19 protein-coding genes are annotated in these 21,369 nt (G+C 58.3%); 15 read left to right on the forward strand and 4 right to left on the reverse strand.

Annotation, left to right across the window (positions count from 1 at the left end; all coding sequences use genetic code 11):
- Positions 1 to 6 precede the first annotated feature (6 nt).
- Positions 7 to 336, forward strand: coding sequence for a DHCW motif cupin fold protein (locus ACYQ1A_RS01500; RefSeq protein ID WP_062224736.1), 330 nt, complete (start codon positions 7 to 9; stop codon positions 334 to 336).
- Between the two features lie 432 nt (positions 337 to 768).
- A complete protein-coding gene (locus ACYQ1A_RS01505; RefSeq protein ID WP_062224735.1) occupies positions 769 to 972 on the forward strand; it encodes a hypothetical protein in 204 nt (67 codons plus the stop codon).
- A gap of 97 nt (positions 973 to 1,069) precedes the next feature.
- Here the strand turns inward: ACYQ1A_RS01505 and ACYQ1A_RS01510 are convergent, their stop codons facing one another.
- The gene (locus ACYQ1A_RS01510) at positions 1,070 to 1,405 is read right to left on the reverse strand and encodes an H-NS histone family protein (RefSeq protein ID WP_499359607.1); all 336 of its coding nucleotides are present in this window, start codon (positions 1,403 to 1,405) and stop codon (positions 1,070 to 1,072) included.
- A 454-nt stretch (positions 1,406 to 1,859) separates the two neighbouring features.
- On the opposite strand from ACYQ1A_RS01510, the gene ACYQ1A_RS01515 reads away from it, so the two are divergent.
- The 8 genes from ACYQ1A_RS01515 to ACYQ1A_RS01550 all read left to right on the forward strand — a co-directional run bounded on the left by ACYQ1A_RS01515 (position 1,860) and on the right by ACYQ1A_RS01550 (position 11,893).
- Complete coding sequence (locus ACYQ1A_RS01515; RefSeq protein ID WP_062224733.1) at positions 1,860 to 2,240, forward strand: DUF427 domain-containing protein; 381 nt, start codon at positions 1,860 to 1,862, stop codon at positions 2,238 to 2,240.
- 184 nt (positions 2,241 to 2,424) lie between these two features.
- Entirely contained in the window at positions 2,425 to 4,944 is a 2,520-nt protein-coding gene (gene mutS, locus ACYQ1A_RS01520; protein ID WP_499359895.1) for a DNA mismatch repair protein MutS, read from the forward strand.
- A 158-nt stretch (positions 4,945 to 5,102) separates the two neighbouring features.
- Positions 5,103 to 5,552, forward strand: coding sequence for a hypothetical protein (locus ACYQ1A_RS01525; RefSeq protein ID WP_499359610.1), 450 nt, complete (start codon positions 5,103 to 5,105; stop codon positions 5,550 to 5,552).
- A gap of 143 nt (positions 5,553 to 5,695) precedes the next feature.
- A complete protein-coding gene (rluB, locus tag ACYQ1A_RS01530) occupies positions 5,696 to 6,982 on the forward strand; it encodes a 23S rRNA pseudouridine(2605) synthase RluB (RefSeq protein ID WP_499359612.1) in 1,287 nt (428 codons plus the stop codon).
- A gap of 10 nt (positions 6,983 to 6,992) precedes the next feature.
- A complete protein-coding gene (greB, locus tag ACYQ1A_RS01535) occupies positions 6,993 to 7,574 on the forward strand; it encodes a transcription elongation factor GreB (RefSeq protein WP_062222298.1) in 582 nt (193 codons plus the stop codon).
- Positions 7,575 to 7,619: 45 nt separating this feature from the next.
- Positions 7,620 to 9,686: an ATP-binding response regulator gene (locus ACYQ1A_RS01540; RefSeq protein WP_499359613.1), complete on the forward strand. Its 2,067-nt coding sequence runs from the start codon at positions 7,620 to 7,622 to the stop codon at positions 9,684 to 9,686.
- A 78-nt stretch (positions 9,687 to 9,764) separates the two neighbouring features.
- Positions 9,765 to 10,745: a thymidylate synthase gene (locus ACYQ1A_RS01545; RefSeq protein WP_499359614.1), complete on the forward strand. Its 981-nt coding sequence runs from the start codon at positions 9,765 to 9,767 to the stop codon at positions 10,743 to 10,745.
- Between the two features lie 122 nt (positions 10,746 to 10,867).
- Complete coding sequence (locus ACYQ1A_RS01550; RefSeq protein ID WP_499359616.1) at positions 10,868 to 11,893, forward strand: adenosine deaminase; 1,026 nt, start codon at positions 10,868 to 10,870, stop codon at positions 11,891 to 11,893.
- Positions 11,894 to 11,955: 62 nt separating this feature from the next.
- On the opposite strand, the gene ACYQ1A_RS01555 is transcribed toward ACYQ1A_RS01550, so the two are convergent.
- Positions 11,956 to 13,140: an AGE family epimerase/isomerase gene (locus tag ACYQ1A_RS01555; protein ID WP_499359617.1), complete on the reverse strand. Its 1,185-nt coding sequence runs from the start codon at positions 13,138 to 13,140 to the stop codon at positions 11,956 to 11,958.
- Positions 13,141 to 13,393: 253 nt separating this feature from the next.
- Between ACYQ1A_RS01555 and ACYQ1A_RS01560 the strand changes: the two genes are divergently transcribed.
- Positions 13,394 to 13,822 (forward strand): DUF4124 domain-containing protein, encoded by a 429-nt coding sequence (locus ACYQ1A_RS01560; RefSeq protein WP_499359619.1) that lies wholly within the window; start codon positions 13,394 to 13,396, stop codon positions 13,820 to 13,822.
- 122 nt (positions 13,823 to 13,944) lie between these two features.
- On the forward strand, positions 13,945 to 15,738 hold the full coding sequence (locus tag ACYQ1A_RS01565) for an ABCB family ABC transporter ATP-binding protein/permease (RefSeq protein WP_499359620.1): 1,794 nt from the start codon (positions 13,945 to 13,947) through the stop codon (positions 15,736 to 15,738).
- Here the strand turns inward: ACYQ1A_RS01565 and ACYQ1A_RS01570 are convergent.
- Complete coding sequence (locus ACYQ1A_RS01570) at positions 15,710 to 17,002, reverse strand: class I SAM-dependent DNA methyltransferase (protein WP_499359896.1); 1,293 nt, start codon at positions 17,000 to 17,002, stop codon at positions 15,710 to 15,712. The two genes, ACYQ1A_RS01565 and ACYQ1A_RS01570, sit on opposite strands and share 29 nt — an antisense overlap.
- Before the next feature lie 100 nt (positions 17,003 to 17,102).
- Here ACYQ1A_RS01570 and ACYQ1A_RS01575 point away from each other — a divergent pair, with 100 nt between their 5' ends.
- Positions 17,103 to 17,696 carry a TetR/AcrR family transcriptional regulator gene (locus ACYQ1A_RS01575; RefSeq protein WP_499359621.1) on the forward strand — a complete coding sequence of 198 codons (594 nt, stop codon included), beginning with the start codon at positions 17,103 to 17,105 and terminating at the stop codon, positions 17,694 to 17,696.
- Positions 17,697 to 17,716: 20 nt separating this feature from the next.
- Here the strand turns inward: ACYQ1A_RS01575 and phbB are convergent, their stop codons facing one another.
- Positions 17,717 to 18,451 (reverse strand): acetoacetyl-CoA reductase, encoded by a 735-nt coding sequence (gene phbB, locus ACYQ1A_RS01580; RefSeq protein WP_499359624.1) that lies wholly within the window; start codon positions 18,449 to 18,451, stop codon positions 17,717 to 17,719.
- A gap of 336 nt (positions 18,452 to 18,787) precedes the next feature.
- Between phbB and pyrG the strand changes: the two genes are divergently transcribed.
- The gene (gene pyrG, locus ACYQ1A_RS01585) at positions 18,788 to 20,440 is read left to right on the forward strand and encodes a CTP synthase (protein WP_499359626.1); all 1,653 of its coding nucleotides are present in this window, start codon (positions 18,788 to 18,790) and stop codon (positions 20,438 to 20,440) included.
- Positions 20,441 to 20,511: 71 nt separating this feature from the next.
- Complete coding sequence (kdsA, locus tag ACYQ1A_RS01590; protein ID WP_053939029.1) at positions 20,512 to 21,363, forward strand: 3-deoxy-8-phosphooctulonate synthase; 852 nt, start codon at positions 20,512 to 20,514, stop codon at positions 21,361 to 21,363.
- Positions 21,364 to 21,369: the final 6 nt, after the last annotated feature.

The following is a 21,369-nucleotide window of genomic DNA, read 5'->3' on the forward strand; positions in this document are numbered from 1 at the left end:
GCATCCATGCAGATCGAACACATTCCGTTTGGCACCACCGACTGGTCGCAAGTCGCCGCCACCGAGCACGCGGGCAAATTTGGCAAGGCGACCTGGCGCACGCAACAGATGGGCGCGCTGCGGGTGCGCATGGTGGACTACTCGCCCGGCTACGTGGCGGACCACTGGTGTGAGAAGGGGCATGTCTTGTTGTGCCTGCATGGCGAGCTGCATACCGAACTGGCCGATGGGCGCGAGTTTGTATTGCGGGCGGGGATGAGTTATCAGGTGGCCGATGGCGCGGAGCCGCACCGGTCGATGACATTGACGGGCGCGCGCTTGTTTATCGTGGATTGATGTGCGGCCGGGCAAGACTAGCCCGCGCGGCTTGTTTCATCTTGTGGCGGGCAAGAAAAAGCCCGCAAGGCTTGTTCCATCTTGTGGCGGGCAAGAAAAAGCCCGCAAGGCTTGTTCCATCTTGTGGCGGGCAAGAAAAAGCCCGCCACAGAGGGCGGGCCCAAATCCAACCACGGAGTCAACGCGCCTGCCTGCGCGTTAAGAAGCATGTTGCGCTGTTCTGATGTAGCAAACAGCCAGGGCCGCTCCTGGGATGAAAGCAGCGGGCGCAGCCACCATATCCGTGCCAGCGCGGCATTTGATCAGCCAGCGTGGGAAGGCAGGGCGGACCCGGACGTGCGCCAGGTCACAAGCGTGATGCCGGCACGTTGAGTGCGGTAAAAAGCCCGCCTATTCTTGCGCTTGATCACGCCAGTCCGAGGAAACACCATCATGTCGCGCCGCCTGCCTCACACCGCTATCAACCTTGCGCCCGCCAAAGAAACCGCGACGCTATTGCGTACGCTGCAAGCAGCCATTGCGTTGGCGCAAATGCAGGGCCGCCCGGTGGATGAAATGCTCAAAGCCCGCGCCCAGGCGCTGGAAAATACCCTGGCGCGTCTGACGCGGCATTGCAATGAGCCCCTCGCCGCTTGAATGCGCGCGATGATCGCTGCGCCTGCGGGCCAAAAAAAATCCGACACGAAGTCGGATTTTTTTATTTCTGCGCCGGCACCAGGCCGGTATTGCGCACTTAGATCAGAAAATCTTCGAGCTTGCCGCCTTTGGCTACCGCATCCAGAATCCATTGCGGCTTGCGGCCACGACCCGACCACGTAGCGCTATGGTCAGCCGGATTGCGGTATTTGGGTTCGCTCGGTTTCTTGTCGGCTTTAACCGCTTTTACTTTGCCGCTGGTCACGCCAACCAGTTCATCCAGATTAAAACCACGTGCTTGCGCCAGTTCCCGCAATTGCGCCAGCGTATCGGTACGCTCGCTGACTTTACGATGGTTGATCTGTGCTTCTACATCTTTTTGCAGTTGGAACAGTTGGGGCAAGGAATAGCCGCTGAAATCAAAATCTGCCATTGCTTGATTCTCCTGATGTGTTGGGTCTGTTGTATGTGCAGTGGGCCGATGCCGTATTAATAAAAAAGCGGCTGGCACAAGGTAGTCAATATGCATGATAAAGCGCTAATTAGAAAGCCCGATTTGCGCCTTCCCTTGATTGTTTAGTCATCCTTAATCCAGATCTGGCCGATGCCACGCGCGCTAATCCATTGCGATAACAGGGTTTAAGCCGCGCAATCGCGCCCGGATGTAGCCAGACGGTAATAGTTGCACCACCCCCGTGCCGCGGGGCGCATTAGTCAGCATTAGTCGCTGCAGGGCCCGGGTGTATAGCGCGGCTATTAATGCGACATTAATTGCGAGCTGTTAATACCGGCAGGCTGGCGTTACAAATCAGGTGTCGATATATACGTTGGCGATGGCGGCAAAAGCGCTATCTATACTGAGTGCTCAACCACGCTGGAGTCCGCTCATGACCGATCGCCCGATCAAAACCCCTGGGCCAGATCACCCTGTTCACATTACGCAAAGCACCGATCACATTGTGGTGCTGGTCGCGGGCCAGACCATTGCGGATACGCGCCGCGCGCTGGTTTTGCAGGAGGCCAGCTATCCGCCGGTTTATTACATTCCGCGCGCCGATGTCGATGTCAGTGCATTGCAACGCACTGAGCATCACACGTATTGCCCATATAAAGGCGACTGCAGTTATTACAGTATTCCGGCGGGCGGTGGCCGTTCTGTCAATGCTATCTGGACTTACGAGACGCCGTATCCGGCCGTCGCGGCCATCCAGAGCTATATGGCGTTTTATCCGGATCGGGTGGATCGCTTCAGCGTCGAACCGGCCTGAGCAGCGGCGGCAGCCATGAATCGCAATGCGGGCAGCGGCTTTAAATCCGGCCGTTGCCGCTATCGTTACGTCTTGTTCAGGCAAGGACAGAGGCTCGCGTTACAATACCGGCCAATATTGGTCAGGACGGATTGCAACGTTGAGTAAAGTATCCAGTGAAAACAAAGCGTTAACCCATACGCCGATGATGGCCCAGTATTTGCGGATCAAAGCTGAGCATCCCGACAAGTTTGTGTTCTACCGCATGGGCGATTTTTACGAGCTGTTTTATGACGACGCGGCCAAGGCGGCGCGGCTGCTCGATATCACCCTCACCACGCGCGGCCAGTCGGCGGGCGAACCGATCCGCATGTGTGGCGTGCCGTATCACGCGGTGGAGCAATATCTGGCGCGTCTGGTCAAGCTGGGCGAATCGGTGGCGCTATGCGAGCAGTTTGGTGACCCCGCCACCAGCAAAGGCCCGGTAGAACGCCGCGTGGTGCGGGTGGTGACGCCAGGTACGCTCAGCGATGCCGCATTGCTCGACGACAAGCAAGAAAACCGCATCCTGGCACTGACGCTGGAAAAAGGCGTGCTGGGTATGGCGTGGCTGTCGCTGGCTTCGGGTGATTTTGCCCTGATGGACAGCACCGCTGAAAAATTGCTGTCAGAACTGGAACGTCTGCGTCCGGCCGAAGTGCTGGTGCCCGACGGCGTGCAACTGGCCCTGATCGACGCCATCAGTATTCCGGTGCGCCGCCTGGCACCGTGGCAATTTGATCGTGCCAGCGCCGAACGCAATCTGGCGCGGCATTTTAATGTGCATGATCTGGCCGGTTATGGCGTGACCGCACAAACGCTGGCGCTGGGCCCGGCCGGCGCATTGTTTGAGTATGTGCGCGCCACACAGGGCGGCACCGTGCCGCAACTGGCGGGCTTGCGTGTGGAAAGCCACACCCAGTACATCGAGCTGGATGCCGCCACCCGCCGCAACCTGGAAATCAGCGAGACCATCCGCGGTGAGGCCGCGCCGACCCTGTTTTCTTTGCTGGACCGCTGTGCCACCGGCATGGGCTCGCGTTTGTTGCGGCACTGGCTGCACCATCCCTTGCGCCAACATGGCGCCATATTGCAACGCCAGAGCGCGATTGGTGCCTTGGTCGAGCAGGGCGCTTATGTCGATATCCATCGCGTACTGAATGACGTGGCCGATATCGAGCGTATTTCGGCGCGGATTGCATTGCGCAGCGCGCGCCCGCGTGATCTGGCCAGCTTGCGCGATAGCCTGAGCGCGTTAACCGCATTGCCCGCCACATTGCCGCAAACCGAATTCTTTGCCGCGCTGGCGCAAGCATTGCAACCGGATCCGGCTTTGCATCAGTTATTAAGTGCCGCCGTGTTGCCCGAGCCTTCGGTGGTATTGCGCGAAGGCGGGGTGATTGCCGATGGCTACCATGCCGAACTGGACGAATTGCGCGAAATCCAGAAAGGCGGGGGCGAATTTTTAACGCAACTGGAAATTGCCGAGCGTGCCCGCACCGGTATTCCCAATTTGCGTGTGGAATATAACCGCGTGGCCGGCTTCTTTATTGAAGTCAGTAATTCTTATGTCGACCAGGTGCCGCCGGAATATCGTCGGCGCCAGACCATGAAGAATTGCGAACGGTATATCACGCCTGAACTCAAGCTATTCGAAGACAAAGCCTTGTCGGCACAAGACCGGGCGCTGGCGCTGGAAAAGCAGTTATACGAAGCATTGCTGGAAACGCTGCAACAATATCTGGGTGCTTTGCGTCTGGCGGCGCAGGCGGTGGCCACGGCGGATACATTGGCGTGTCTGGCCCGCCGTGCGGTCGAGCAGAATTATGTGGCGCCGCGGTTTGTGGATGAAATGTGCGTGCGCATTGAAGCGGGCCGCCATCCGGTAGTGGAAGCGCAGATTGATGACTTTATTCCCAATGGCGTCGATTTTTGCGCCACGCGCAAATTGCTGCTGATTACCGGGCCCAATATGGGCGGTAAATCGACCTATATGCGCCAGGTGGCGCTGATCGTATTAATGGCGCATGTGGGCGCCTGGGTGCCCGCGACGGAAGCGGTGATCGGCCGGGTCGATCGCATCTTTACCCGCATCGGCGCCTCGGACGATCTGGCCGGTGGACGCTCCACCTTTATGGTCGAGATGACGGAGACCGCCAACATCCTGAACAACGCCAGCGAGCACTCGCTGGTGCTGATGGATGAGGTCGGCCGTGGCACTTCCACCTTCGATGGGCTGGCGCTGGCGTGGGCGATTGCACGGGCCTTGATTGAGAAAAATCGCGCTTATACATTGTTCGCAACCCATTACTTTGAACTGACAAGGTTGGCCCAGGATTATCCGCAAGTGGCCAACGTTCACCTCGATGCGGTCGAGCATAAAGACAAGATTGTGTTCCTGCACGCGGTGCAAGAAGGCCCCGCGTCGCAGAGCTACGGGGTGGCTGTGGCCAGCCTGGCAGGGGTGCCGCGCGATGTGGTGCGGCAGGCGCGCCGCAAACTTGTTGAACTGGAACAAGGCAGTATCAGCAATGGCTTGCAGGCCGATCTGTTTGCCGCGCCAGTCATTGCCGAGCCGGAAATCGTTACACACGCAGCGGTCGATGCGTTGGCAGAGGTTGATCCTGATCAACTCACGCCGCGCCAGGCACTTGAGGTCTTGTATACATTGAAGCGACTCTTGTAAGCTAACTGCATTGTGAGGCGTCTCACTGACGCCTTGTCAGCCTGTCGTTGTAATCGACCGCCCGTCTTTTTGACCTATCGCGGCAAAAACCTGTTTGCCAGGATGGTTTCTAAATCTGGATTGAAACATTCATTAACTTTGGGTTGAAAGGAAAGATTGTGAACATCGCAAGTGAAGCAGTGGGCGCGCAAGAGCAGGCGTCCAGTGAGGCGCTCGATGAGGGCGTAGCGCGCTTTCTCGGGCTGGGTGATACCGATGCAGGCGTACGCATCGCCGATATCCGCGCCAAGGCCGCCAGCGAACTCAAACGCTATGGCGACGATGTAATCGCCACATTGGCGCAGGCCGCCATCACCATCCCGCCTGCGGTACAGATCCGCAGTGGCGCCGACAATGGCATCGAAGTGGTGGGCGAACACGCTGCGCGTGAGCAGATTGAAACCTTGATCAATGGCGATACGCGTTTGCTCAAGTGGTTCAAGGAGATCGAGGTGCTGCACGAAATCCTGCGCCGCGCCGAATTGCGCAATGCAGAGGAATTGCCGGACAACCAGCACTTTAATCTGGGGCTGACCAGTCTGGGCGCCATCGCTTTTTTCGCAGTTTAAGCGTCGCTGTGACGCTGACCAGCAAGCCGCCTTCGGGCGGTTTTTGCATTTACGGCTTAACCTTAAGCAGACGGCTGCACAGCGCGTTACCGAGGCAAGGCCGGCTCACGCTATAATCGCCGATTACTGAATGGAAACACCCGATGAAAACCACCCGCGCGCGTCGTCCGCAACCCGCAATCCGTGAACAAAAGGCTGGCTCTAATCTGAAGGCCGCCACCCCCGGCGCGCGTACGCGTACTCGCGATAGCAGCAGCGGTGACTGGCAAACCGGTACCGCCGGCAAGCCGGCAGCGAGTGGCGGTCGTGGTCGCGGTACGCCCGTGGGCGGGGGCAAATCGGCGGTAACGGGTGACCGTCCGCGTGGCGCGGCTGCGGGTACCCGTGCCGGTACCGGCGTGGCGGGCGATAAAGCCCCGGCAGCGCGCAAGCCGCGCGTTGTCGCCTCTGGCGCGGGTCTGACCCGACAAGGCGGCCAGGGCGTTAAGTCGTTGCAACAAAAACCGGGTGCGCCGGGTGCGGCGGCGGCCGAGACTGCGGCACGGCCGGCGGGTTCGCGCCCGAATGCGCCGGTGACCAAGGCCAAAAAACTGTCGGTGCGTCACGGTTCGCAAAAAGAAGTGGCCGTGCAAAAGCAATTGCGCGCCAAACGCCTCACCGCTGACCAGGTGGGCGAAGAGCGTCTGCAAAAAGTGCTGGCTTTTAGCGGCTGGGGCTCACGGCGCGAAGCGGAAACCTGGATTGAAGAAGGTCGCGTGACCGTCAACGGCAAAAAAGCGGAACTGGGTGCGCGCGTTAAACAAGGCGATGACGTGCGGGTGGATGACAAACGCGTCAACCTGCGCTGGGCCGACCGCCTGCCGCGCATCGTCATGTATCACAAGCAAGAAGGTGAACTGGTCACGCGTGACGATCCGCAAGGTCGTACCACCGTGTTTGATCGTTTGCCCAAGCTGGCATCCAGCAAATGGGTTGCCATCGGCCGGTTGGACTTTAATACCAGCGGTTTGCTGTTGCTGACCACCTCGGGTGATCTGGCCAACTACATGACGCACCCCAGCTTTGAAATCGAGCGCGAATACGCGGTGCGGGTGATGGGCCAGATTACGCCAGAGCAAATGAAAGAGATGACCAAGGGCATCGAACTCGAAGACGGTCAGGCGCATTTCGACTTTATCGAGGACCAGGGCGGCGAGGGCGTTAACCACTGGTATCGCGTCATTCTGCGCGAAGGGCGTAACCGCGAAGTGCGCCGGATGTTTGAGCATTTTGAGCTGACCGTCAGCCGTCTGATCCGCGTGCGCTTTGGTATGTTTGGTCTGCCCGCGCGCTTGAAGCGCGGCCAGTTCTATGAGTTGAATGAAACCGAAGTGCTGGGCGTGCTCAAGTGGGCTGATCTGCGCCTGAATGGCGTGGCCAAGGATTTCTGAGGCCGGTGGCATGAACAAGGCATTCACCAAAGAACAGGATGGCGATGATGACGAACTGCCGCCCGAACTCAAGGTTCCGGTCGGCAGCAAGAACTACATGACGCCCGGCGGCTGGAATCGCATGCGCCTGGAGTTGCACCACCTGGTCAATAAAGAACGTCCAGAGCTGACGCAAGTCATCAACTGGGCGGCCAGCAATGGCGATCGTTCTGAGAATGCCGATTATCAATACGGTAAGCGCCGTCTGCGTGAAATCGACCGGCGTATCCGCTTTATCAGCAAGCGGCTGGAAAATGCTGAGGTGGTCGATCCGGAAACGCGCGAGCCCACTGACCAGATTTTCTTTGCCGCCACCGTGACTTATGCGCGAGAAGATGGTCGCGAAGAAACCGTCAGCATCGTGGGCGTGGATGAGACCAACTTCAAACTGAACCACATCAGCTGGACCAGCCCGGTGGCGCGTGCCTTGCTCAAGGCGCGCGAGGGCGATGTGGTGGCCTTGCGTACGCCCTCCGGCATTGAAGAGCTGGAAATCATCGAAGTCGTCTATAAGGCAATTGCTGCAGCGAGTGACGAGGGTGTCGCATCCTGACATCGTCGGTTTGGCCGACTTACCGCCGGCCTGTATGCTGACGGCATGTCAAATCCCGCCGAAATTACGCCCCGCAATTCCAGTTTGTTCCGCCGCGTTTTGCGCAATATGGCAGTACGTATTGCGCTGGCCTCACTGATCCTCTCAGCGCTGAGCTACTACTACAGCTACACCCGCTATCAGGAAGAAGCGCTGGCGAATCTCGGCAAATATCTCGAGGCCCGCAGCCAGCTCGAAAGCGACCTGTTTCTGCAGGCCGAAACCAATACCCGTTTGTTGCGTAATGAATTTGTACGCCGTTATGCGCTGATGCAAAGCGTTGATCCGGCGCCGGAATTCCATCGCCTGATCGGCCAGGATCGCGACGGCATGTACCGGGTGCGGCCGCAGCTCGATGATTTTGAATACAAAGCCACCGTTGCCATCCTGCCCCGCGTCAAGCTCACCCCCGATTTTATGCGCCAGGTTTTGCTGGGCTACGACCTGTGCGGCCAGTTCGGCCAGGCTAACCGCAATCGTTATTACGATACGTTTGTTGATCTGAATGTGTCGGATGGCAGTCTGATGTTTCTGCCCGACCTCAATTACGCGCGTAATGGCTCGGTGGCCGATTTTGCGACAGACCTGGAAACCGAACTGGGTGCCACCCCGGCGCGCAATCCAGAACGCAAGACCTTCTGGTCCGGCATCTATTACGACAAGCAAGCGATGGAATGGATGGTTTCCGTGGTTACGCCGATTGATTTCCAGGGGCGCTATATCGGCGGTTCGGGCCAGGATGTGCTGCTTTCGCAGCTGATTCAGCGTACCAATAACGTCACCATACCGGGCACGTACAACTTTATGGTGGCGCGCTCTGGTTTGTTGATTGCGCATGCCGACCGTATGAAGCAAATCCATAAAGCCCAGGGCGCTTACGATTTGCGGACGGTCAACGATCCGCAATTACGCGCCTTGTATTACGCCGCCTTGCGCGCCACGCCCACCCAGCCTTTTGTGGAATCGCCGGATGGCAAAGCGTGGTTGGGGGTGTCCGGTATTGCCGGTGCAGACTGGATGTTTATCGTGGTCTACCCCAAGGCGCTGCTGGAAGCCAAAGCCGCCGTCGCCGCCAGCATGGTGCTGGCGCTGGGCATGATTGCCTTGTTTGTTGAGCTGGGCTTGTTGGCCTGGGTATTAAAGGTGGATGTGGCCCGGCCGTTGGCACGCCTCAAAGCCGCCATCCACGCGCTGACCGAACAGCGCGCCACCAATCTGCTCGACACCGCGCGCGGCGACGAGATCGGCGATCTGGCGCGTAGTTTTGCCGTGATGTCCAGCACGGTGGCGCAGCATCAACATGCGCTCGAAGCCGAAGTGGCGGCACGCACCGCGGAACTGGCGCAACGCAATGTGGAGTTGCAAAACGCCAATCAGCAACTGACCCATCTGAATGACGAAAAGAACGAAATGCTGGCGATTGCCGCCCACGATCTGAAAAACCCGGTGGCCAGCATCAGCGGCATGGCCGGGCTGGTGGCGGACAAGCTCGACAGTTGGCCGCCTGATCGGGTGCGCTCGCGTTTGTTTGGCATCCAGCAGTTGGCCGATCGCTTGCAACGTATCGTGGGTAACTTGCTCGACAGCAATGCCCTCGAGTCCGGCCAGTTTGCTCTGCATGCTGAACCGATCGATCTGGATGCGCTGCTGGCGGAGCTGGTGCAAAGCTGGGACGCACGCTTGCACGCCAAAGAGCAGGCGGTGGCGTGGTTTCCCAGTGGTTTGAGCGTGCTGGCAGACCGCCAGGCGTTGTGGCAGGTGCTGGATAATCTGCTGTCGAATGCATCCAAATATTCGCCGCAGCGCAGTGCCATCGGCATTGCCGTGGCGCCGCGTGGCCAGCGTATCGAGATTCGGGTGACTGATCGCGGCCCCGGCATCGCAGCGCATGAAATGGAAAAATTATTCCGCAAATTCAGTCGCTTGTCGGCAGTGCCTACCGGCGGTGAGCATGCCACCGGCCTGGGTTTGTCCATCGTCAAACGCCTGGTCGAAGCCATGGATGGCGAAGTCGGCTGCCAGAGCCAGCTGGGGCATGGCGCCAGCTTTATGGTGACGTTGCCGCGCGCCTGAGCCGGGCCAGCCGCGGTATACTCGCGCACTTCAAATCAATGACGCCTTGATGTGTGAGCAGCACCTCAGGGGAGGACCATGCAGCAATATCTCGACCTCGTCCGCCAGATCATGGATCAGGGCTCCTGGCAAGAAAACCGTACCGGCATCCGCACCTTGAGCATGCCCGGCGCGATGATGAAATTTGATCTGCAGCAAGGGTTTCCGGCTGTGACCACCAAAAAACTGGCGTTCAAGTCGGCGGTGGGTGAGCTGTGCGGGTTTATGCGCGGCTATCGTAATGCGGCGCAGTTTCGCGAACTGGGTTGCAAGGTGTGGGACCAGAACGCCAACGAAAATGCGCAATGGCTGGCCAATCCCTATCGTCTGGAAATGGATGATCTGGGCCCGGTTTACGGGGTGCAGTGGCGGCATTGGCCCGCGTACAAATTGATAGACCCGACCCAGCCGCAAGGCGACGCGCAGATTGCCGATGCATTGGCGCGCGGCTATGCCCGGATCGGTGTCACCGCAGGCGATAGCGGCCCACGCGTGGTGCTGTACAAGGCGGTTGATCAACTGCGCCAGTGTCTCGACACCATCATGCGCGATCCGGGCAACCGCCGGATTTTGTTTCATGGCTGGAACTGGGCGCAAATCGAAGAAATGGCGCTGCCGCCGTGCCATTTGCTGTACCAGTTTCTGGTGGACAAGGCGCGCGGCGAGATTTCTCTGTGCCTGTATATCCGCTCCAATGATGTCGGTCTCGGCACGCCATTTAACCTGACCGAGGGCGCGGCGCTGCTGCATCTGGTTGGGCGCCTGACTGGCTACAAGCCGCGCTGGTTTACCTATTTTATTGGCGATGCGCATATCTATGAGAACCACATGGATATGCTGAACGAGCAACTCACCCGCACGCCGTATCCGGCGCCCCGGCTGGTGTTGTCCGAGCGGATTCCGGACTTTGCGCTAACCGGCAAGTACGAGCCGGAATGGCTGGAACAGGTTGAACCGGGTGACTTTACGCTCGAGGGCTATCAGCACCATCCGCATATCACCGCGCCTATGGCTGTCTAGTCCGGGGCGCTACGCGGCCTGGGCTGACCGGATGGTTGGTGTCGGCCAGCGGGCCGATCCGGTATGATGCTGACATCTCCCGCTCTTCACGCCCGGCCTGATCGCCGGGCGTTTCTACTCTTATGTCTGATCTGATCGCTCTGGCCTGTGCATTGCCCAAGGCCGAACTGCATTTACATATCGAAGGCTCGCTCGAGCCGGAGCTGGCGTTTGCGCTGGCGGCCAAGCATGGCGTAACGCTGCCGTATGCCGATGTCGAAGCGCTGCGCGCGGCTTACGATTTTAATGATCTGCAATCGTTTCTCGATCTGTACTACGCCGGCGCCGGTGTATTGCGTGACGCAGATGATTTCCATGCGCTGACCCAGGCTTATCTGCAGCGTGCCGCTGCCGACAACCTGCGCCATGTCGAAATCTTTTTTGATCCGCAAACGCACACCGAGCGCGGTGTGCCGATGGAAGACATCATCGGCGGTATCCGCCGCGCGCTGATCGAGGCCGAAACCGAACACGGCATCAGCTTCCGCCTGATTCTGAGCTTTTTGCGGCATTTGTCCGAAGCCGACGCCATTGCCACGCTGGAAGCGGCCAAGCCGTACCTGCATCGCATAGACGGCGTGGGGCTGGATTCCAGCGAAAACGGCCATCCGCCGTCCAAGTTTGAACGCGTGTTTGCGTTGTGCCGTGAGTACGGCTTGCCGGTGGTGGCGCATGCGGGGGAAGAGGGCCCGCCCGCCTATATCCGCGAAGCACTCGATATCCTGCACGCCCGGCGTATCGACCACGGGGTACGCTGCAGCGAAGACCCGCAACTGGTGGAGCGCCTGCGTGCGGAACAAATCCCGCTTACCGTGTGCCCGCTGTCCAACGTCAAGCTGAAGGTTTATCCGGATCTGGCTGAGCACAATCTGAAGGCGCTGCTGCATCAGGGCCTGGTGATTACGCTCAATTCGGATGATCCGGCCTATTTTGGCGGCTATGTAAACGACAACTTTATTGCCTGCATCAAGGCGCTCGATCTCAGCGAGCAAGATGTGTTGCAGTTGGCGCGCAACAGCATTACCGCTACTTGGCTGGATGAGGCGGGCAAAGCGCGCTTGCTGGCCGAAATTGAAGTGGTATATGCGCAATGGAAGAACGCGCAATAAAACGTCTCCATAAAAAAACGGTGCGCGGCGGCATGCCACGCACCGTTTTTTTTTGGCGCTACTCAGGCGATCACATTGAGCGCTTCGTAGCAGGCGCCCATGGTGTGGTAGTCGGTCTTGCCAGCCGGCGATTTTTCGTCATCCACCTTTTGATTGTCGGGCGTCAGAATACGGAACCACGCGCCGTACTGATGATCGACAAAATATTGCCAGCTGTAGGCCCAGATCCGGTCATACCATTCGCGGTATTTGCCATCTTTGGTCCGGTCGAACAGCAGCGCGGCCGCAGCAAACGATTCAGCCTGCACCCAGAAATATTTATCTTCGTCGTACGCGGCGCCCTGCAAATCGTAGCCATAAATCAAACCGCCATGCTTTTGATCCCAGCCATATTCCATGGCGCGATCAAATAATTCGCGTGCGCGATCCAGATGCCAGCCTGCGGGTTGATGCCGATCCAGAATCAGCAGCAACTTGGCCCATTCCGTTTGATGGCCAGTCTGGAAACCCCAGGGGCGGAAGATATTGGTGCGGTCGCCTTTGTTGTATTCCAGATCAGGCGTCCAGTCAGCATTGAAATGCTCCCAGACCTGGCCGCCGGTAAATCCGGCCTGGCGGATCGTAAAGTGCTTGGCCAGGGTGCTGGCACGTTCCAGATAACGTTGCTCGCCCGTCGCTTCAAACGCCGCCAGCATGGCTTCGCAACTATGCATATTGTCGTTCTGGCCGCGGTAATCGGTCAGGACCCAATCGGCACTGGCCTCGCTGCCATAGACGCCATGCTCGGGCAGCCAGAAATGCTGTTCCATCAAATCAAAGGTTTCGGCTATCCAGGCGCGCGCTTCGGTGATGCCGGATTTAAGCGCGCAGGAATAAGCCAGCACAACAAACGCCAGGCCATAACAATGATTGGTGGCATCAACCACTTGATGATCGCGCAACAGCCAGGCGTAACCGCCGGTTTGCGGATTGCGATGCACGTCGCGGATATACGCCACGCCGTGTTTAACCCGTTCCAGATATTGCGGTTCTTTAAATTGCAGCCACGCCATCGCATTGTTGAATACAAAGCGGGTTGAGGACACCAGATGGCGCGTGGCGCGATCGTAGATGGTGCCGTCATCTTTATAAAAGTGATAGAAACCGCCAGCGGGGTCGACGGAACGCGGATCATAAAAAGCCAGCGTGTCACGGATATGGCTGAGCAGAAAATCGCGGCTAAAAAAAGCCGGCGCGGGTGATGTCATGACGTTCTCCATGGCGATTACAAGGCCACTCGGGCATTGCGACAACGGGCGGCAGGCTAAAGGCTGCGTTTATCGGAATGTAGCAAACCCGCGGGCTGCGCATCCGTTTATACTGCCGCATGAATAAATCTGGTGCGCTACTGTAGAGGGCGCGCTGGCTGGCGTCAGTACAGAAATACCCGCCGACGTCATTTTGCAGTTACAGAGACATCACAATACCGGCACCAATGCCGGATGTGCAGGGAGCACCACCATGCGATATTCCGTTCTGGCCTTGATGCTGTGCGGCCTGGCCGTGGCCGCACAGGCGCAGATTTATAAATGGAAAGATGCCGATGGCAGCGTCCATTATTCCGACCAGCCGCCCACCAATGCGCAGACCAGATCCCAGGTCGTTAATGTCAAAGCGCAAGCGGTAAGTGGTTATTCGGCGGCCAAAGGCAATGCCTCCGCCCCGGCCAATGCCGCGTCTGCGGTGGCGGCGTCTTCACCTGCGCAAGTCGCGGCAGCGCAAAAAGATCCGGCCTTGTGCAAACAATATTCGGATCGGCTGAATTATCTGCAGACTGCCACCAAGCTGCAGTCGATTAATGAAAAAGGCAATATCGAAATGCTGGATGCCAATCGCCGCGCCAGTGAAACCACGATTGCAACGCAGAATATCGCCAAATACTGCCCGTAAGCGCCGGGATTGCCGCCACCACGCCCATCGCACCCGCTGCGCATGGGCGTTTTGTTTTGCGGTGGTTGCAAATGCCGACCTCGCACCGATCTAAGCGCTCTATCTTACGTAAAGCCCGCCCCATGTCCGAAGCTTCTGCACGCCGTAACGACTGGCAAACCCTGCGCGCCTTGTTGCCGTATTTGTGGCAGTACAAAGTTCGCGTGATTAGCGCAATGGTATTGCTGGTGGCGGCCAAGGTGGCCAACGTGGGCGTGCCGCTGGTGCTCAAGCGCATCGTCGACGCGCTCGGCGCCACGCCACATAGCGCGGTGTTGCTGCCCTTGGGTCTGGTGCTGGCCTATGGCGTATTGCGTTTGTGCGCGTCGGTGTTTGGCGAATTACGCGACGCGGTGTTCGCCAAGGTAACCCAGGGGGCCATCCGCCGCGTGGCGCTGCAGGTGTTCGATCATTTGCATGCTTTGTCGCTGCGCTTTCATCTGGAACGCCAAACCGGCGGCATGACGCGTGATATTGATCGCGGCAGCAAAGGCATTGCCTTTTTGCTGAACTTTACCTTGTTCAATATCCTGCCCACGCTGGTCGAGATTGTGTTGGTTGCGCTGATCTTGCTCAAGAAATACGACTGGTATTTTGCGGCAATTACCTTTGGCACCATCGTGATTTATATCGGCTTTACCCTGGGTATTACCGAGTGGCGCATGGTGCATCGGCGCACCATGAACAATATGGATTCCGAAGCCAGTACGCGTGCGGTCGATAGCCTGCTCAATTACGAAACGGTCAAATACTTTGGCAATGAGCGTTGGGAAAGCGAGCGCTACGATAAAAGCCTGCAAAAGTGGGAATCCGCTTCGGTCAAAAACCAGGTGTCTTTGTCGTTTCTGAATGCCGGCCAGGCCGGGATTATTGCGCTGGGCGTTACCGCATTGGTGGGTCTGGCGGCGCAAGAAGTGGTAAGCGGAAAAATGACCCTGGGCGATCTGGTGCTGGTCAATGCCTTTTTGCTGCAGCTGTACGCACCGCTGAATTTCCTCGGCTTTATCTATCGCGAAATCAAACATTCGCTGGCCGATATGGAAAAGATGTTTGCGCTGCTTAACCGCAATGCCGAAATCAAAGACAAAGCCAGCGCGGTGCCCTTGCACACCCAGCACGCGGCCGTGGCATTCCAGCAGGTCGATTTTGGCTATGAAACCGATCGCGACATTCTGCAGGGCGTGAGCTTTGAGATCCCTGCCGGTAAAACCGTGGCGGTGGTGGGTAGTTCTGGCGCGGGCAAATCAACCTTGTCGCGTTTGCTGTTCCGCTTTTATGACGTCAATGCCGGCACAGTGCAAATCAACGGCCAGGATATCCGCGATATCACGCAAAGCAGTTTGCGCCAGCATATCGGCATCGTGCCGCAAGACACGGTGCTGTTTAATGACACCATTTATTACAACATCGCTTATGGCGACCCCACGGCCAGCAAAGAGCAAGTGATTGAGGCCGCGCGCTCGGCGCATATCTACGATTTCATCATGAGTTTGCCGCAAGGTTTTGAAACCACGGTTGGCGAGCGCGGCTTGAAATTGTCGGGCGGGGAAAAGCAACGCGTTGCGATTGCGCGCACCATCCTTAAAAATCCGCCCATCCTGATTTTTGATGAAGCCACTTCAGCGCTGGATTCGCGCACCGAAAAAGCCATACAGGCCGAATTGCGCGCGATTGCCGCCAGCCGTACCACGCTGGTGATTGCGCATCGACTGTCGACCATTGCCGATGCCGATCAAATTCTGGTGATGGACCACGGCCGCATTATCGAACGTGGCACACACGCCGATTTGCTGGCGGCACACGGCGCTTATGCACGCTTGTGGCAATTGCAACAGCATGAACAACAAACTACGCCGCTAGAGGCCGCGCCAGAATAGTCCAGCCTTGTACCGGCTCGCCAAATTCAACCCGGATTACGGTGGGGATCAGGGCGTGCAAGGCCAGGCCGGCCGCCGCCATGTTAGTGCGCAGGCCGGTTTCGCTATGGCTGTAGCGGCCGCTGGGTTGCAAGCGGTATTCCATGCCCTCAGTGGACTCAACCGAAAATGCCAGCACGCCGTCCGCACGCATGGCCTGGCGAAAGGCGGCCAGAAGCGGGGCCAGTTCGCCGAAATAAATCAGCACGTCGGCCGCGCAAATCAAATCAAAGGCGCCGGGCTGGCTAAACAGCCAGGCATGCAATTCGGCGTGGACCAGCTCGTCGTACAGGCCCCGTGCGCTGGCTTTCTGCAGCATGCCGCTGGATAAATCCACGCCCACCAGACGCTGGGCGTAGGGTCGCAGCACGGGCGCACATAAACCGGTGCCACAACCGGCATCCAGCACCTGCAAGCGGGCGTCTGCAGCCAGTAGCGGCGCCAGCGCGGCCCCGATGCGGGCCGGGATTTGATAGCCCAGCGATTGCAAGCGCTCATCAAACGTGGCGGCAAATTGATCAAACGTGGTGGCAACGTAGGCGTCTGAGGCCCGATCCGGCACATTCTGGCCGGAACAGCCCGCCAATAAATGGCGCGCGGTGGGGTTGCCCGGCTCCTGTTGCAGCCAGAGTCGGTAGACGGCGGCGGCTTCGTCGATGCGGCCGAGACGGTAATAGGCGATGCCGCGCATCTTGGGTGGCTGATCCGCGGCGGGGCGCAGTACGTAGGCGCGACACAAAAATAAAGAGGCTTCTTCGCTATCGCCCAATCGTTCCAGCGTATTGCCAAGATTCTCGAGTGCGTCGATGTAATCCGGATCAAGCTGCAGGGCCTGGATAAATGCCTGCGCCGCATCTTCGACCAGCGCTTGCGCCAGCAAAACCGAGCCCAGATTGTTCCAGAACAGGGCGGATGGCTGCAGCGACAAAGCCTGGCGGAAGGCGCGCGCCGCCATTTCGGCGTGGCCGGCCAGTGCCAGCACATTGCCCAGATCGTTAAACCAGTCGGCATTGGGCAAGGTAGTGCAAGCCCGCGCCAGCCATTCGATGGCGGCGTTGCTGTCCCCGCGTTGATGCTGCAACAAGCCAAAGCCATGCATCGCCGAAGCATAGTGCGGGTCTTGCGCCAGGATGGCCTGGTACAAGGCGTCGGCGGCATCAAGCTGGCCTGCCAGTTGGGCAGACACAGCCGCCTGCAACTGCGCAGCAAGGTCAGGGGACGGCATCAAGACAAGGCTCCAGTGGGTAGGGTGGTCTGGCAATTGCCGCCAGCGCGAGGTCTGACGTAGACTTGCCAGTCTATTTACATGCCGTTACAGACGCTTCATGGCAACAGAACACCTCAATAGCGATCGGGCTGATCGCGTACTCGAAGCGGCCTTTCAGGTCTTTTGCGAATCCGGCTATCGCGCCAGCATCGATCTGGTGGCCGCGCGCGCCGGCGTAGCCCGGCAAACCATATACAACCACTTTGGCAGCAAGCAAGCGCTTTTTGAATCGACGCTGGCGGGCTCGGTGGCCGATATGCTCGGCACCCTGGGCGGCGGCGACGTGGCACTGCGCGAGCGCCTGCTGGCCTTTGCCGCTAATTTTCGCCAGCGCGTGTTATCGCCCGACGCCATCAATCTGCATCGGGTACTGACCAGCGAGGCGCCGCGTTTTTCCGGGCTGGCGCAGGACTTTTATCGTAACTGCATCCAGCATTGCGCCGTACACGTGGCCGAGCAGTTTGAAGTGGCCATGCAGCAAGGTTTGCTGCGGCGGGAAAACCCGCAGCGTGCGGCCATGATGCTGATGGATATGCTGGTTAGCCAGGACCGCATGCGCATGCTGTTTGGCGGCGAGGCGCCCGATGCCGCGGCAGAGGCGCAATTGATCGAGGACATCGTCGATTTCTTTTTGCGGGCCATGCAGCCGTAACTCACACGCAGCGGGCGCGGTCAGCCGGTGTGCTGGCCGCCGTTAATGGCGATATTGGCGCCCGTCACAAAGCCCGCCATTTCTGATGCCAGCCAGACGATCAGGCTGGCCACTTCTTCCGGCTTGCCCAGACGGCCCACCGGAATCTGCCCGACAATACGCTCGCGAATGTCTACCGGTACCGCCATCACCATCTCAGTGGCGATGTAGCCAGGGCTGATCGTATTTACTGTCACACCTTTACGCGCCACTTCTTGCGCCAGCGCCATGGTGAAACCATGCATGCCGGCCTTGGCGGCAGAATAATTGGTCTGGCCAAACTGGCCTTTCTGCCCATTGATCGACGAAATATTGATCACCCGGCCCCAGCCGCGTTCGGTCATGCTGTCGACAAATTGCTTGGAAACATTGAACAGCGAATCGAGATTGGTGCCCATGACGGCATCCCAGTCCGGCTGGCTCAGCTTGCGGAACGTGGCGTCGCGAGTGATGCCGGCGTTGTTGACCAGGATATCGACTTCGCCCAGTTGCTCGCGCAAGGCGGTGGCCATGGCGGTGCAACTGGCAAAGTCGGCCACATTGCATTCGAAGGCATGAAACGCATAACCCGCCGCGCTGGCGTCGGCCAGCCATTGTTGCTGGCGGCCGCTGCGCGAATAGGTGGTGGCCACTTGATAGCCTGCGTCGGCCAGTTGGCGGCAGATCGCCGTGCCGATGCCGCCCATGCCCCCGGTCACCAATGCCAGCCTGCTCATGCGTGTCGTCCCTTAAGGTGGTGACGCACGCATTGATTGCGTTCGTCAAATTAAACCGGGCGAATCTTACTTTCAGATTTTGATCGTAGTAAAGCGTGCTTTGGCTACGTAACTCCGGCTGTTTTTGTCATAGCTGGCGCGATGCCCGGATACAAGCTGCGCTAACTCGCACAATTAAATCGCTATCGCACCAACGGCTTACGCTGCCTGCTGCGCTGGATTATGCCGCTGGGCGCTGGCGCAGCAGGCCAGGCGCACAAAGCAGGGCGCTTGTCCAGAATTGAGGGGCACCCGGGCTTCGTATAGAATACGCAATTCCAATCTGTACGTACTGCCATGACCAAGTACATCTTTGTTACCGGTGGCGTTGTTTCCTCTTTGGGGAAAGGCATCGCCGCCGCGTCTCTGGCCGCTATCCTCGAATCCCGCGGCCTTAAAGTCACCATGATGAAGCTCGATCCATATATCAATGTGGATCCGGGAACCATGAGCCCGCTGCAGCACGGCGAAGTGTTCGTCACCGATGACGGCGCTGAAACCGATCTGGATCTGGGCCACTACGAGCGCTTCATCAGCTCACGCATGGCCAAACGCAATAACTTCACCACCGGTCAGATTTATGACTCGGTGATCAAGAAAGAGCGTCGTGGCGATTATCTCGGCAAGACCGTACAGGTGATTCCGCATATCACCGATGAAATCCGTTCGTTTATCGAACAGGGTGCCGGTGATGCTGAACTCGCAGTGATCGAAGTGGGCGGCACCGTCGGCGATATCGAATCGCTGCCGTTCCTGGAAGCCATCCGCCAGATGGGTGTGACGCTGGGTAAAGAAAATACCTGCTTCGTGCATCTGTCGTATGTGCCGTACATTGCCGCCGCTGGCGAAATCAAGACCAAACCCACCCAGCACAGCGTGAAAGAACTGCGCGAAATCGGTATCCAGCCCGATGTGCTGATCTGCCGCGCTGATCGCCCGGTGCCGGACGAAGAACGTCGCAAGATTGCGTTGTTTACCAACGTGACCGAGCGCGCGGTAATTTCGTGTCCGGACGTGCCGTCGATTTACCAGATTCCGCGCGTGCTGTCGGATCAGGGCATCGACACGATTATCGCCAAACAACTGCAACTGGAACTGCCGCCCGCCAATCTGGCCGTGTGGGACAAGATCGTCCACGCCGTGCAGAACCCGCAGCAGACCGTCAATATCGCCATGGTCGGCAAATATGTTGACCTGACCGAATCGTATAAATCGTTGATCGAAGCGCTGAAGCACGCGGGTATTCATACCGGCTGTGAAGTGAAGATCAATTTTGTCGATTCCGAAGCGCTGGAAACTGAAGGCCTGGACGTGTTGCATAACGTCGACGCCATTCTGGTGCCGGGCGGCTTTGGCAAGCGCGGGGTGGAAGGCAAGATCCGTGCGGTTAAATATGCGCGTGAACAGAACATCCCTTACCTCGGCATCTGCCTGGGTATGCAGATTGCGCTGATCGAATACGCCCGTGATATGGCAGGCATGACCGGTGCTAACTCGACCGAATTCGACCTCGAAACCGAATTCCCGGTGGTGGCGCTGATTGATGAATGGGTCAACCACGACGGCAAGATCGAAAAGCGCGACGCTAACAGCAACCTGGGCGGCACCATGCGTCTGGGCGCGCAGGCGTGCCAACTGGAAGACGGCTCGCTGGCCGCACGCATTTACGGCGCCACCTCGATTACCGAGCGCCATCGCCATCGCTACGAAGTCAACAACCACTACTTGCCGCGTCTGCAAGAAGCCGGTCTGAAGATCAGTGGCAAGTCGTCGGGCACCGAGCAATTGGTGGAGACGGTTGAACTGCCGCAGCATCGCTGGTTCTTTGCATGTCAGTTCCACCCGGAATTCACCTCGACGCCGCGCGATGGTCATCCGCTGTTCAAGGCCTATATTGAAGCCGCCATCGCCTTTGCGCGTGAGCAAGGCCGCGAAGGCCTGAGCTGCTGAGCAGCAATGTTGCAACCCGCCCGTAGCCGCACTATGCAGGCTGCGGGCTGTGTATCCCTCACGGAGCAAGCATGAAACTTTGTGGATTTGAAGTCGGTCTCGACCAGCCGTTTTTTCTGATTGCCGGCCCGTGCGTGATCGAAGGCGAACAGTTTTCGATTGATGTTGCTGGTCAGTTGAAAGAAATCACCAGCGAGCTGGGCATCAACTTTATTTTCAAGTCGAGCTTCGACAAGGCCAATCGTTCGTCCGGCAAAAGCTTTCGCGGCTATGGCATGGATGAGGGTCTGAAGATTCTGGCTAAAGTGCGCGAACAAGTGGGCGTGCCGGTGCTGACCGACATCCACGAAATTGACCAGATCAAGCCGGTTGCGGCCGTCGTTGACGTGTTGCAGACCCCGGCGTTCTTGTGCCGCCAGACTGACTTTATCAAGGCCTGCGCCCAGTCCGGCAAGCCGGTTAATATCAAGAAGGGCCAGTTTCTGGCCCCGGGTGATATGAAAAACGTGATGGATAAGGCGCGTGAAGCGGCCCAGGAGGCTGGCCTTGATCCGGATCAGTTTATGGCCTGTGAGCGCGGCGTATCTTTCGGCTACAACAATCTGGTCAGCGATATGCGTAGCCTTGCCATCATGCGTGAAACCAACTGCCCGGTGGTGTTTGATGCCACGCATTCGGTGCAGTTGCCCGGCGGTCAGGGCACAAGCTCGGGCGGCCAACGTGAGTTTGTACCGGTTCTGGCGCGCGCTGCCGTCGCCGTCGGAATCTCTGGTTTGTTTGCTGAAACGCACCCCGATCCGGCATGTGCCAAATCGGATGGCCCTAACGCATGGCCGCTGCATCGTATGAAAGAACTGCTGACCACGCTGCAGACCATCGACAAGGCTGTGAAGACCGGCGCTTTTATCGAACAAACCTTGTAATACGCA

It is taken from the genome of Silvimonas sp. JCM 19000 (assembly GCF_054652575.1).

What these genes read in the sequence shown, in the direction of transcription:
- ACYQ1A_RS01510 (WP_499359607.1), bottom strand. Translation starts at nt 1,405, where the DNA reads ATGGCAGATTTTGATTTCAGCGGCTATTCCTTGCCCCAACTGTTCCAA.
- phbB (WP_499359624.1), bottom strand. Translation starts at nt 18,451, where the DNA reads ATGAGCAGGCTGGCATTGGTGACCGGGGGCATGGGCGGCATCGGCACG.
- ACYQ1A_RS01565 (WP_499359620.1), top strand. Translation starts at nt 13,945, where the DNA reads ATGTCCGAAGCTTCTGCACGCCGTAACGACTGGCAAACCCTGCGCGCC.
- ACYQ1A_RS01560 (WP_499359619.1), top strand. Translation starts at nt 13,394, where the DNA reads ATGCGATATTCCGTTCTGGCCTTGATGCTGTGCGGCCTGGCCGTGGCC.
- ACYQ1A_RS01505 (WP_062224735.1), top strand. Translation starts at nt 769, where the DNA reads ATGTCGCGCCGCCTGCCTCACACCGCTATCAACCTTGCGCCCGCCAAA.
- ACYQ1A_RS01555 (WP_499359617.1), bottom strand. Translation starts at nt 13,140, where the DNA reads ATGACATCACCCGCGCCGGCTTTTTTTAGCCGCGATTTTCTGCTCAGC.
- ACYQ1A_RS01545 (WP_499359614.1), top strand. Translation starts at nt 9,765, where the DNA reads ATGCAGCAATATCTCGACCTCGTCCGCCAGATCATGGATCAGGGCTCC.
- pyrG (WP_499359626.1), top strand. Translation starts at nt 18,788, where the DNA reads ATGACCAAGTACATCTTTGTTACCGGTGGCGTTGTTTCCTCTTTGGGG.
- rluB (WP_499359612.1), top strand. Translation starts at nt 5,696, where the DNA reads ATGAAAACCACCCGCGCGCGTCGTCCGCAACCCGCAATCCGTGAACAA.
- ACYQ1A_RS01575 (WP_499359621.1), top strand. Translation starts at nt 17,103, where the DNA reads ATGGCAACAGAACACCTCAATAGCGATCGGGCTGATCGCGTACTCGAA.
- ACYQ1A_RS01540 (WP_499359613.1), top strand. Translation starts at nt 7,620, where the DNA reads ATGTCAAATCCCGCCGAAATTACGCCCCGCAATTCCAGTTTGTTCCGC.
- ACYQ1A_RS01515 (WP_062224733.1), top strand. Translation starts at nt 1,860, where the DNA reads ATGACCGATCGCCCGATCAAAACCCCTGGGCCAGATCACCCTGTTCAC.
- kdsA (WP_053939029.1), top strand. Translation starts at nt 20,512, where the DNA reads ATGAAACTTTGTGGATTTGAAGTCGGTCTCGACCAGCCGTTTTTTCTG.
- ACYQ1A_RS01570 (WP_499359896.1), bottom strand. Translation starts at nt 17,002, where the DNA reads ATGCCGTCCCCTGACCTTGCTGCGCAGTTGCAGGCGGCTGTGTCTGCC.
- mutS (WP_499359895.1), top strand. Translation starts at nt 2,425, where the DNA reads ATGATGGCCCAGTATTTGCGGATCAAAGCTGAGCATCCCGACAAGTTT.
- ACYQ1A_RS01550 (WP_499359616.1), top strand. Translation starts at nt 10,868, where the DNA reads ATGTCTGATCTGATCGCTCTGGCCTGTGCATTGCCCAAGGCCGAACTG.
- ACYQ1A_RS01500 (WP_062224736.1), top strand. Translation starts at nt 7, where the DNA reads ATGCAGATCGAACACATTCCGTTTGGCACCACCGACTGGTCGCAAGTC.
- greB (WP_062222298.1), top strand. Translation starts at nt 6,993, where the DNA reads ATGAACAAGGCATTCACCAAAGAACAGGATGGCGATGATGACGAACTG.